General features: G+C 67.9%; 9 protein-coding genes. 5 read left to right on the top strand and 4 right to left on the bottom strand.

The features are described 5' to 3' along the window. Positions 1–62 precede the first annotated feature (62 nt). From AC5RV3_RS02395 to AC5RV3_RS02380, 4 genes are all read left to right on the top strand, one after another. Positions 63–506 carry a preprotein translocase subunit YajC gene (locus AC5RV3_RS02395; RefSeq protein ID WP_494120756.1) on the top strand — a complete coding sequence of 148 codons (444 nt, stop codon included), beginning with the start codon at positions 63–65 and terminating at the stop codon, positions 504–506. Positions 507–617: 111 nt separating this feature from the next. Next, positions 618–2345, top strand: coding sequence for a protein translocase subunit SecD (gene secD / locus AC5RV3_RS02390; RefSeq protein ID WP_494120755.1), 1728 nt, complete (start codon positions 618–620; stop codon positions 2343–2345). Then, positions 2346–3341 (top strand): protein translocase subunit SecF, encoded by a 996-nt coding sequence (gene secF / locus AC5RV3_RS02385; RefSeq protein ID WP_494113782.1) that lies wholly within the window; start codon positions 2346–2348, stop codon positions 3339–3341. Positions 3342–3619: 278 nt separating this feature from the next. Then, complete coding sequence (locus tag AC5RV3_RS02380) at positions 3620–5830, top strand: RelA/SpoT family protein (protein WP_494121014.1); 2211 nt, start codon at positions 3620–3622, stop codon at positions 5828–5830. 54 nt (positions 5831–5884) lie between these two features. Here the strand turns inward: AC5RV3_RS02380 and AC5RV3_RS02375 are convergent, their stop codons facing one another. The 3 genes from AC5RV3_RS02375 to AC5RV3_RS02365 form a co-directional block, all read right to left on the bottom strand. Beyond that, a complete protein-coding gene (locus tag AC5RV3_RS02375; protein ID WP_494120754.1) occupies positions 5885–6496 on the bottom strand; it encodes a type IV toxin-antitoxin system AbiEi family antitoxin in 612 nt (203 codons plus the stop codon). Positions 6497–6594: 98 nt separating this feature from the next. Continuing rightward, positions 6595–8334 carry a DUF349 domain-containing protein gene (locus tag AC5RV3_RS02370; RefSeq protein WP_494120753.1) on the bottom strand — a complete coding sequence of 580 codons (1740 nt, stop codon included), beginning with the start codon at positions 8332–8334 and terminating at the stop codon, positions 6595–6597. A 63-nt stretch (positions 8335–8397) separates the two neighbouring features. Continuing rightward, positions 8398–9189, bottom strand: a complete 792-nt coding sequence (locus AC5RV3_RS02365) for a peptidylprolyl isomerase (protein ID WP_494120752.1) — start codon at positions 9187–9189, stop codon at positions 8398–8400. A 194-nt stretch (positions 9190–9383) separates the two neighbouring features. Here AC5RV3_RS02365 and hisS point away from each other — a divergent pair, with 194 nt between their 5' ends. Beyond that, positions 9384–10733: a histidine--tRNA ligase gene (gene hisS / locus AC5RV3_RS02360; protein WP_494120751.1), complete on the top strand. Its 1350-nt coding sequence runs from the start codon at positions 9384–9386 to the stop codon at positions 10731–10733. A 24-nt stretch (positions 10734–10757) separates the two neighbouring features. On the opposite strand, the gene AC5RV3_RS02355 is transcribed toward hisS, so the two are convergent. Then, entirely contained in the window at positions 10758–12008 is a 1251-nt protein-coding gene (locus AC5RV3_RS02355; protein WP_494113488.1) for an APC family permease, read from the bottom strand. Positions 12009–12173: the final 165 nt, after the last annotated feature.

Here is a 12173-nt window from a genome sequence, read left to right as displayed (position 1 = left end):
CTGCGTACACGGCCCGGATTTTCCTACCGGTCCGCTCCAGACTTCTAGGACGGAACTTTCCTGTGTTCGTAAACCTCTTCACCGGCACCACTCCCCAGCAGCAGACGGGCGGCATCGACGTGATGACGATCGCCCTGTTCGCCGTTTTCGCGCTGCTGATCTTCTTCATGTTCCGCAAGCAGAAGAAGGTCCAGGCCCAGATGCGCGAAAAGGCGGAGCGCATCAAGGAGCAGATGGTGCCGGGCACCGAGGTGATGACGCAGTTCGGCCTCTTCGGCACCGTCGTTTCCCTCGACCCCGACAACAACAAGGTGGTCCTTGAACTGTCGCCGGGCAACACCGCCACCGTGCACACCCAGGCGGTGAACGAACTGGTGACGCCGGAGACCCCCGAGGTCCCCGACGACGCCTCGTCCCTCACCGCGGAAACCGCCACCCGCCCGGAGGAATCCGCCGAGGACATCCTCAAGCGGCTGAACGAAGAACAGAACAAAGACACCAAGTAGGCCAGCGACGGCTTAGCCGTATAGGCGTGCAGTGGCGGGGCATGCCCCGCCACTTCGCCATGTACCGGCCGGTTCCGCCGGCCGACTGAGCCGATGAGAGAAAGATCTTCCATGGCACGATCCGGTTCCACCAGCATTGCGCGGCGGACACTTATCTGGCTCGGTGTGCTCCTTGCCGCCGGCACCGTCATCCTGGGCAGCGGTGTGTTCACTGGCCAGGCGAGCTGGGCGCCCAAGCTGGCGCTCGACCTCGAGGGCGGCACCCAGATGATCCTGGCCCCGCAGGTCCAGGGCGGCGGGGGCGAGATCACCGCCGAGCAACTCAACCAGGCCGTGGAGATCATCCGCCAGCGCGTCGATGGTTCCGGCGTGGCGGAAGCGGAGATCACCACGCAGTCGGGCCGCAACGTGGTGGTCAGCCTGCCCGGTGTTCCGGACCAGCGGACCCGCGAACTGATCCAGGCTTCGGCCGCCATGGAATTCCGCCCGGTACTCACCGTTGCGCCCGGTTCCGCCGTCCCGGAAGAAGAGCGGACGCCCGAAGCGGACCTTCCGGAACCGGCTGCCGCCCCGGAGAACGCCAGCGACATGAACTGGATCACCCCGGAGCTCTACCAGGAGTTCGAGGCGCTCGAATGCCTGGATCCGGCTGCAGCGGACGAGGAGACCGAGCCTGCCGACCCGGCCAAGCCGATGGTCGCCTGCGAACCGGACACCGGCATGAAGTACATCCTGGGCCCGGTGGAGGTGCCCGGCACGGACATCGCCGACTCCAGCTTTGGCCAGGTGCGCGGCACCCAGGGACAGACGCTGAACCAGTGGGCAGTGAACATCGAGTTCAACGCCGAGGGGACCGAAACCTTCAAGGCCGTGACCGAACGGCTGTTCGGGCTCTCCGGCGCCCAGAACCAGTTCGCCATCGTGTTGGACGGCGAGGTGATTTCCGCCCCGACAACCAACGCCGTCATCCCGGACGGCAAGCCGCAGATCACCGGCAACTTCACGGAAGAATCTGCCCGTGTCCTCTCCGAACAGCTGAAGTACGGCGCGCTGCCGATCAGCTTCGAGATCCAGAGCGAACAGCAGATCTCCGCCACCTTGGGCGCCGACCAGTTGCGGATGGGCCTGTTCGCCGGGCTCATCGGCCTGGCGCTGGTCGCCGCCTACTCGATCTTCCAGTACCGCATGCTCGGCCTCGTGACCATCGCGTCGCTGGTGGTGGCCGGCATCATCACCTATCTGGCGATCGCCATCCTGGGCTGGACCGAAAACTACCGGCTGTCCTTGGCCGGCGTCGCCGGCCTGATTGTGGCGATCGGCCAGACCGCCGACTCGTTCATCGTCTACTTCGAACGTATCCGCGACGAACTGCGCGAGGGCCGGGGCCTGGTCTCGGCCGTGGATAACGGCTGGAAGCGTGCACGGCAAACCGTGCTGGCCTCCAAGGCAGTTAACTTGCTGGCCGCCGTCGTGCTCTACTTCGTGGCGGTGGGCAACGTGCGCGGTTTCGCCTTCACGCTGGGCCTGACCGCGGTGGCCGACCTCCTGGTGGTCTTCATGTTCACGCACCCGACCATGCAGCTGCTGGCACGCACCAAGTTCTTCGGCGAGGGACACCGGTTCTCCGGCCTGGATCCGCGCTTGCTGGACGCCGTGCCGCTGTACCGCGGGGCAGGGCGGATCCGCCAGCCCGGCGAACGCAAGGCGCCGGTGCGGGCCAAGAACGCCGCGGCGGCCGCCGAAGCCGACCGCCGCCAGACCATCGCCGAACGCCGGGCGGCCGAGAAGCAGCGCGCCACCAGCGGCGCGGGCCGCGGGTCCGACAAGGAGAGCAACTAAATGGCCAACTTTGCTAAGTGGGGCAACGATCTCTACACCGGCAAGCGCTCCTACGACTTTGTCTCCAAGTACAGGCTCTGGTTCGGCATTGCCGCCGCCGCGATCCTCCTGTCCATCGTGGTGCCGTTCGTCAAGGGCGGGTTCAACCTGGGCATCGATTTCCGCGGCGGTTCCGAGTTCACCGTTTCCAACGTGGAAAACACGGACGTCGGTCCCGGCGAGGCTGCCGTGGCCCAAGTCGCCGCGGATGCAGATCCCCGCGTGACCAACATCGCCCCGGGGACCATGCGGATCCAGACCGAGCGGCTGGACGACGACCAGACCCTGGAACTGCGCGACGCCCTGGTCGAAGCCTACGACGTCAACGCCGACCAGGTGACGTCCTCCTTCGTCGGTCCTACCTGGGGCGCCGACGTGACCCGGCAGGCGATCTGGGGCCTCGTGGTGTTCGTTGTGCTGGCGGCGATCATGATGGCGCTGTACTTCCGGACCTGGAAGATGTCCGTCGCCGCGCTCAGCGGCCTGGTGGTGGTGCTCATCGTGACCGCCGGCATCTACTCGCTGAGCGACTTCGAGGTGACGCCCTCGGCGATCATCGGCTTCCTGACCATCTTGGGGTACTCGCTGTACGACACGGTGGTGGTCTTCGACAAGATCCGCGAGAACACGGAGGACCTGGACAAGTCCACCCGGAGGACCTTCGCGGAAGAGGTCAATCTCGCCGTGAACCAGACCCTCGTCCGGTCCATCAACACCTCCGTGGTCGCCGTCCTGCCGGTCGCCGCCATCTTGTTCATCGGCGCGTTCCTGCTCGGCGCCGGCACGTTGAAGGACGTGTCGCTGGCGCTGTTCATCGGCATCATCATCGGCACCGCCACCACAATCTTCATTGCGGCGCCAATGTACGCGCGGCTCCGGGCCAAGGAACCGGCGCTGCTCAAGCAGGCCAAGAAGGTGGAAGAACGGCGCCGCACCGAGGCTGCCCCCGCGGTATGACGCTGCAGCGGGACGCCGGGGCCGCCGGACGGGCATAGAATGGTTTTTCCGGAACAGTGCTGGGCCGTGCGCCGCCCGCCGGCGGACCAAAGGCTGTAGCGTCGTTCCAGGACCAATCGGGAAGGGCGGGAAAGTTGGCCGAACACCTCAGGTCGACGGACCAGGCCAGTGATGCCGGCGTGAAGCCGGATCCTGGTCCTTCCGTCGTGCCCGCGGCCGCCGAAGTCCCCGGCACCGCACCCGTCCGCCATGCCTTCCCGGGCCGCCGGGAACGGACGATGTCCCGGCTTGCCCGGCTGGCCGGACGGGGCGGCACCAGCTATTCGCCCATCCTGGAGCCGCTGCTGCGCACCGTCCGGGCCAACAACCCGCGCGAGGACTTCGACCTGATCCACCGCGCCTTCGTGGTGGCCGAGCGCAGCCACCGCGGGCAGAAACGCAAGAGCGGCGACCCGTACATCACGCACCCGGTGGCCGTAGCCACGATCCTCGCGGAACTGGGCATGACCGGCACCACGCTGGCTGCCGCCCTGCTGCACGACACCGTCGAAGACACCGAGTACACGCTCGCCGACCTGAAGGCGGAGTTCGGTCCCGAAATCGCGATGCTGGTCGACGGCGTCACCAAGCTGGACAAGGTGCAGTTCGGCGACGCGGCCCAGTCTGAGACCGTGCGCAAGATGGTCGTGGCGATGGCCAAGGACATCCGCGTCCTGGTGATCAAGCTGGCCGACCGGTTGCACAACGCCCGGACCTGGCGCTTTGTCTCCCCGGAGTCGTCGGCGAAGAAGGCCCGCGAGACCCTGGAGATCTTCGCCCCGCTGGCGCACCGGCTGGGCATGAACACCATCAAATGGGAGTTGGAAGATCTCTCCTTCGCAGCCCTGCATCCGAAGGTCTATGAGGAGATCGTGCGGATGGTGGGGGAGCGCACCCCCGAACGCGAGAAGTACCTGACAACGCTGCGCACCAAGATCGGCGACGATCTGCGCGCTGTGAAGATCAAGGCCACGATCACCGGCAGGCCGAAGCACTACTACTCGATCTACCAGAAGATGATCGTGCGGGGTAAGGACTTCGACGACATCCACGACCTGATGGGCATCCGGGTCCTGGTGGACACGGTCCGCGACTGCTACGCGGCGCTCGGGGCCCTGCATGCGCGCTGGAACCCGCTGCCCGGCCGGTTCAAAGACTACATCGCCATGCCCAAGTTCAACATGTACCAGTCGCTGCACACCACGGTGATCGGTCCGGGCGGCAAGCCGGTGGAAATCCAGATCCGCACCCATGAAATGCACCGCCGCGCCGAATACGGCGTCGCGGCCCACTGGAAGTACAAGGACATCGCCCGCGGCGGGACGGCCGACGGCGGTGACATGGGCTGGCTCCGCAGTTTGGTTGACTGGCAGCAGGAGACCAGCGACCCCGCCGAGTTCCTGGACTCCCTCCGGTTCGAAATCAACGCCAAGGAAGTCTTCGTCTTCACCCCCAAGGGCGAAGTCATGGCGCTGCCGGCCGGATCAACCCCGGTGGACTTCGCCTATGCCGTGCACACCGAGGTTGGCCACCGCACCATCGGTGCCCGGGTCAACGGCAAGCTGGTCCCGCTGAACAGCGAACTCAGCCACGGCGACTGGGTGGAGATCTTCACCTCCAAAGCCGAGGGCGCCGGCCCCAGCCAGGATTGGCAGGGCTTCGTCAAGAGCCCGCGGGCGCGGAACAAGATCCGCCAGTGGTTCACCAAGGAGCGCCGCGAAGAGGCGATCGAAAAGGGCAAGGACCAGCTCACCCGCGCCATGCGGAAGCAGAATCTGCCGCTGCAGAAGATGATGACGCACGACGCGTTGATGTCCGTGGCGCAGGAACTTCACCACGCCGACGTGTCAGCGCTGTACGCCGCCGTGGGCGACGGCCACACGTCCGCCCAGAACGTGATCGAGCACTTGGTCGGCCTGCTCGGCGGACGGGAAGCGGTCGAGGAGGCCGAGACGTCCCTCCCGACGACGGTCAAGCGGCCGAAGCATCCGGACTCCGGCGTCACCGTCGTCGGCGTCGGCGACGTGTGGGTCAAGCTGGCCCGGTGCTGCACCCCGGTTCCGCCGGATCCCATCGTCGGGTTCGTCACCCGGGGCTCGGGCGTGTCGGTGCACCGCTCCGACTGCCGCAACGTGGCCGAGCTGCGCGAAAGCCCCGACCGGATCGTCGACGTCGCCTGGGCGCCGACCCAGTCCAGCGTGTTCCTGGTGGAGATCCAGGTCGAGGCGCTGGACCGCAAGAGCCTGCTCTCCGATGTCACGCGCGTGCTCGCCGAGAACCATGTCAACATCCTCTCCGCCACGGTGCACACCTCGAGCGACCGGCTGGCGATCTCGCGGTTCTCCTTCGAGATGGGCGACCCGAAGTACCTCAGCCATGTGCTCAGCGCGGTCCGGCGCATCGACGGCGTGTACGACGTGTACCGCACCTCGGGATCCCAGCGGCGCTGATCCTCCCGACGGCGGGGACGCCCCGCCGCGTCCCCCGGCAGAACGTTCCCGCTGTCAGGCTGCGCCCATCGCCGAGTCCAGGCGCTGCAGCGCCCGGGACTTGCCCGGCAGTCTCGGCCGGGCCTCGATTGCCTGGCGGATGGCGTCCAGCGGACAGCCGAGCCCGCTGGTTCCGGCCAGCGCCCTCAACACGGGGACAGCGTCCGGGTCCGGTGCGTGCAGGGCCACGTCCAGCGCGGTCCGCAGCGGTGTGCTGACCGGGACCCCGCCGATTGTCACGGTATCCAGGGGGCCCAGCGTTACTTCGTGGATCAGGGCAAGGCGGTACCGGCCCTGCGACGTGGTCCGGTGCCGGTGGTCCAGCAGCACCGAAAGTTTCTGCGGGGCCGGTGCGCAGCCGTAAACCCATGCCGCCGTCAGCCTCCCCAGCACCACTTTCCGGCGGACATGCTCGGGCAGGCTGTAGTACGCGGCGGCCGCGCGGTGCCGGGGTGTGATCTGGTCCCACGGCAAGGCGAACCCCGGACCATAGACGTTGACCAGAAGGCCGTCCAGGCGCATGCACTCGAGTTCGCTGCGGCTGAAGGGATGCCCCGGTCGGAGTACCGCCGGCGGGGCCTGGGCGTTACGTGCAGCCGCCGGAGCGGCGGGAGATTGACGGGTCATGCCAGACAGCATGCCAAAACGGTCCGGGACAGCCGAAGGGCCCCGGAACGCTTTGTGGAAAGCGTTCCGGGGCCCTTCGGCTGTGTAGGGCTTACCCGCTAGGAGAAGTCCTCCGCAGAGCGCTGCAGCGTATCGAGCCACTGGCGGCGGGCATCCAAGGCCTCGCGGGCCTTGGCGATCCGCCGCTGGTCGCCGGCCTTTTCGGCCTGGGCCAGGTCATCCTCGAGCCCGACGATTGCCGACTCAAGCTGGGACAGCGCGCTGTTGGTACGGGCCTTGGTCTCCGGGTTCGTCCGGCGCCAGTGGTCGTCGTCGGCAGCCTTCACCGCGTCCTCAACCTTGCGCAGGCCCGCCTCGATCCGCTGCATGTCACCGCGCGGGACCTTGCCGGCTTCTTCCCAACGGTCGCGGATGGACTGCAGGGCCTTCTTGGCTGCGGACAGGTCGGTCACCGGCAGCAGCGCCTGGGCCTCGGCGACCAGCGCCTCCTTGACCACCAGGTTGGCGGCGAACTCTTGGTCGATCGCCTCGTTGGCGGCCTGGCGCGCGGCGAAGAACTTGTCCTGCGCCGCCCGGAACCTCGCCCACAGCGCGTCGTCATCCTTGCGGCTGGCGCGCTTGGAAGCCTTCCAGTCGTCCATCAGCTTCCGGTACTCGGCTGCGGTGTGGCCCCAGTCGGTGGACGTCGAAAGCTCTTCGGCCCGGGCGATCAGGGCTTCCTTGGCGGCCTTTGCCGCCGCGTTGTCACTGTCCAGCTGGCTGAAGAACGCGCGGCGGTGCCGGTCGAAGACCGTCCGTGCGGAGCGGAAGCGTTTCCACAGTGCGTCCTCGGTGCTGCGCCCCAGCCGGATGCCGTTCTTCTGGGCAGACTTCCACGCGTCGAAGAGTTCGTTCATCCGGGCGCTGCTGGTCTTCCACTGCACCGACGACGGGTCCTTGCCGGCGATTTCCTCGGCTTCGGCGACGATGGCTTCGCGGGCCGCCAGTTCGGCGGCACGCAGGGCTTCCTGGCTTGCCTTCTCGGCCTTCTGCAGCTCGCCGATGGCAGTGCCAAGTTCGGCCAGCCGGGACTCGAGCGCGGGCACGTCGCCCACCAGGTGGCGTTCGGCCACCTGAGCCTTCAGATGCTCAAGGGTCTTGTGCATGTCGTTGGAGGGAGCCTTGGCTTCCACCCGCTGTTCCAGCAGCGCAGCCTGGGCCGCGACGTCGTCATACTTGCGCACGAAGTAGGCCAGCGCCTCGTCCTTGCTGGCGTCCGGGTACTGCCCGACCGGGTGCTCCTGTCCGTCGAGCAGCAGGAACACGTGGCCGTCGTCGGTGACCCGCGCCCACTTGGACGCTTCGGACAGCGGCGTGGAGGCGACCGCCGGAACGGGGATGACGTGTTGTGCGGGAGCGGCAGCAGCAATCTTTCCCGGCATGGCCGCCGGCGTGGGCTTGGGGCCCGGGGTGGGCTTCGGGACCGGTTTGCCCGCCGGTTGCGGGGCGCTGGGGAAGGGCCCCGGCGCTGCCGGCGCCCTTTCCTCGGTGGCCGGCTGCTCCGCGGCAGCCGGGGGCTCGGTGGCGGCGGGCTCGCCGGCCTCCGGCGCCCGTTCTGCCGGTGCAGCAGCCTCCGGCGCCTGCACAGCCTGTTGTGCCGGTGCCGCCTCCGGCGCCTGCACAGCCTCTTCGGCGGGTGCCGCCTCCGGCGCGTACGCAGCCTCTTCGGCGGGTGCCTGTCCGGCTGCCGGAACGCTTGCGGCTTGTTCGATCGGGGCCTGTTCCGCTGCCGGACCGGTTGCGGTCTGTTCGGTTACGGCGGTCTGGGCTGCTTCGTCGGATTGCTGACTGGGTGTCACCGCTAGAACTCTTTCGCTTGTGCCTGGCGCCGCCTGTTCAGCGGCACCAACGTGGTGGGGTGCTCACTGGAGGGTGAACGACTCTATTGTTACCGGTATCTTAGGCGGGCCGTCCTGGCTGTCGGCATCCTCGACGCCTCCGGCCGCGATCTGCTCGATGACGTCCAGCCCTTCCGTTACCTTACCCATAATCGTGTAGCCGCCGGTATCCTGCGGGATCGTCGAATCTTTCCACGCAATGAAGAACTGTGTCCCGTTGCTGTAGGTATCCGCACCGCGGGCGACGGCAATAGTGCCGGCCGGATACACGCCGTCTTCGGGGGTGTTCTCCACCGGGCCCCACTGGTATTCGGGATCGCCGCCGCCCGCCCCGTCCACGGAACCGCACTGCAAAACGCCCATGCTGGCGGCGGTGGTGAGCCGGTGGCAGGTCTTGCCCTCGAAGAAACCGTCCCGGGCCAGGGTGCTGAAGACCGCTGCCGCCTGGGGCGCCACGTTGCCGTCCAGTTCCACGCCGATGTCGCCCTCGTTCGTGGCGATGGTGCCGTTGAGAACCTTTCCCTCGGCGATCTCCGGCGACGGAATGTTTGCCGCGTTGGCGGAGGGCTGCGGCGAGGCGACGCCTTGCGGGTCTTCGAGGCCTTGGCGGACCTGTTCCACCTCCGACGGAGTGGGGTTCGAGGCGAACACGGTCAACTGGACGATCACGCCACCGGCTACCAGGGCCGCCACGGCCGCGCCGCCGATAATGTTGTCGCGCTTGCGCCGGGCCGCCTGCTGCCGGCGCAGGTCGCGCTTGGCCTCCATCCGGGCAATGCGGCGCCGGGTTTCGCGGTCATGACGGCTCCGGGCCAAAGCTCCTCCTGGTCGTTGCGGTGAACGGCTACGCCCGACGTCGGGGCGTCGCCCGGCAGCGCGTTTGGTTCCGCTGCCGTGGCAGGCCTTAAACTGGTCCAGCAGCCAGTCTAGCGATCCGGTGCCTCCGCACTGCCGCCGGCTTCGATGCACCCGCCTCATCCTTACCCCTCATGTCTAGGAGATACGTCCATATGGCACGCAAGGCCTCCCTGTCAGGCTTCCCGGAATGGCTTCCGCAGGAGAGGCTTGTGGAGCTGCATGTTCTGGATTCCCTGCGCCAGACGTTTGAGCTGCACGGCTTCTCCTCCATCGAGACCCGCGCCGTCGAAACCGTGGCCCAACTGCTGCGCAAGGGCGAGATCGACAAGGAGGTTTACGGCCTGCACCGCCTGCAGGCCGACGATTCCGAGGGCAAGGCCGAGGACAAGCTGGCCCTGCACTTCGACCTCACGGTGCCGTTCGCCCGCTATGTCGTGGAGAACGCCGGCCACCTGGCCTTCCCGTTCCGCCGCTACCAGATCCAAAAGGTCTGGCGGGGCGAGCGCCCGCAGGAGGGCCGGGCCCGTGAGTTCACCCAGGCGGACATCGACGTGGTGGGCGACGGCGAGCTGCCGTTCCGCTACGACGTGGAGCTGGCGTTGGTCATCGTCGAGGCCCTCAGCGCGCTGCCCATCCCGGAGTTCAAGCTGCGCGTGAACAACCGGAAACTGGCGGAAGGCTTCTACCGCGGCATCGGCCTGACCGATACCGCCGGGGTGCTGCGCAGCATCGACAAGCTGGAGAAGATCGGTCCCGAGAAGGTCGCCGCACTGCTCCAGGAAGAACTCGGCGCCACCGACGAACAGGCGCAGGCGGCGCTGAAGCTGGCGTCCATCCGCACCGAGGACACCTCTTTCGTGGACCAGGTGCGGGCGCTCGGCGTCCGGCACGAGCTGCTGGACACCGGTCTGGCCGAGCTGGAGGAAGTCATCGGCGAGGCGCACCGGCGCGCCCCGGGCAAGGTGCTGGCCGACCTGAGCATCGCCCGCGGCCTGGACTACTACACCGGCACCGTCTATGAAACCGTCCTCGTGGGCCACGAGCAGCTGGGCTCCATCTGCTCCGGAGGCCGTTACGACGCGCTGGCGGCCAAGGGCAACCGGACCTTTCCCGGCGTTGGCCTCTCCATCGGCGTGACCCGGCTCGTCATGCGGATCCTGGGACAGGAGCTCGCGGCGGCGTCCCGCCAGGTGCCCACGACGGTGCTGGTCGCCCTGGCGAACGAGGACAGCTGGTCGCAGGCCCAGGACGTGGCGGGGGAGCTGCGTTCGCGCGGCATCAGCGTGGAGGTGGCCGCGAAGGCGGACAAGTTCGGCAAGCAGATCAAGTACGCGGACCGCCGCGGCATCCCCTTCGTCTGGTTCACCTCGCTGGCCGACGACGGGAGCCTCAGCCACGAGGTCAAGGACATCCGCTCCGGCGACCAGGCCGCGGCCGATCCGGCGGTCTGGAGCCCTCCAGCGGAGGACCTGGCCCCGCAGATCACCGCGGCCACCCACTAACGGCGGCCGCGGTGCCGGCCCGGCTCAGGCGCCGGGGCGGCGGCGGACCGGCGCCAGCGCCGCGCGGCCGACCACGCCCGCGCCGAGCACGGCCACCATCATCAGCACGGACGTGACCGGCAGGGTGAAGGCCAGCAGCAGGCAGCCGACGAGCCCTGCAACATTCAACAGCTTCGGCGCGTGCCAGGGCCGCTCGTCGAGGGTCAGGGCGGCCGCGTTGGTGACGCTGTAGTAAATCAGCACGCCGAAGCTGGAAAGCCCCACCACCGCGAGCACATCCTGGGTGAGCAGCAGGAAAATGACGACGGCGGCCACGACCAGGTCCGCCGCCCACGGAACCTTGAAACGGGTACCCACCGTGGCGAACACGCGCGGCAGGTCGCCTTCCCGAGCCATGGCGAAGGTGGTCCGGCCGACGCCGGCGATCAGCGCCAGCAGGGCGCCCAGGCTGGCGAGGGCGGCGGCGATGGCCATGGCCGTGGTGCCCACGCCGCCTCCGACCTCCTCCATCACGGCGCGCAGCGGAGCATCGCTGTCCGCCAGCAGCTCGGGTCCCAGGTAGCGCAGCAGTCCCAGGCCGATCAGCATGTAGAGCACGAACGTAATCAGCAGCGCGGAGAAGATGGCCACGGGAATCAGCTTCTTCGGTTCGCGGATCTCTTCGCCCATCGTGGCGATCCTGGCGTAGCCGGCGAACGCGAAGAAGAACAGCCCCGCGGCCTGCAGCACGCCGTACGGCGACGCGGCGATCTGCCCGGCCGGAGCCCCGACCGGATCGGCGTCGAACGCCACAACGATTGCGAAAACCAGCACGGCGGCCACGAACGCCACGATCCACCGGGTTACCCAGGCGGTCCGGGTGATCCCCAGCAGGTTGATCGAGGTCAGCACGACGACGGCGGCCACGGCGGCGGCGGTGGCATACTCCGGGAAAACGTAGAGGCCGAAGGTCAGGGCCATGGCCGCGCAGGAGGCAATCTTGCCGGTCACGAAGCTCCAGCCGGCCAGGAAGCCGGGCCACTCGCCCAACCGCTTCCGTCCGTAAATATACGTGCCGCCGCTGGTGGGGTAGAGGGCGGCCAGTTGCGCGCTGGCCGCCGCGTTGCAATAGGCCACAAACGCTGCGATGGCCAGTGCCAGCGGCAGCCAGGGACCGGCGGCGGCAGCCGCGGGACCGAACACGACGAAGACGCCGGCTCCGATCATGGATCCGACGCCCACGGTGGTCGCATCGACTCCGCCCAGGCGGCGTTCCAGCGACGATTCACTACTCACGGTTGCTCCAGCTCCTTGCCCGCTGCGCCCCGGCGCCGACCGGCCGGTCCGGGCCATTTCCTGCCGCACGGCGGTAGTCGAGGTCCGGGGCGCGGCTTGATCAACGGTAAACTCGTCTACATCTCCACTCACCATAGCCGTACCCCGCCACCGCACGAGGTAAAC

It is taken from the genome of Arthrobacter sp. Y3221114, assembly GCF_059092625.1.
Note: the sequence above shows the minus strand (reverse complement) of the source record. Positions and strands in the feature narration are given on the sequence as shown.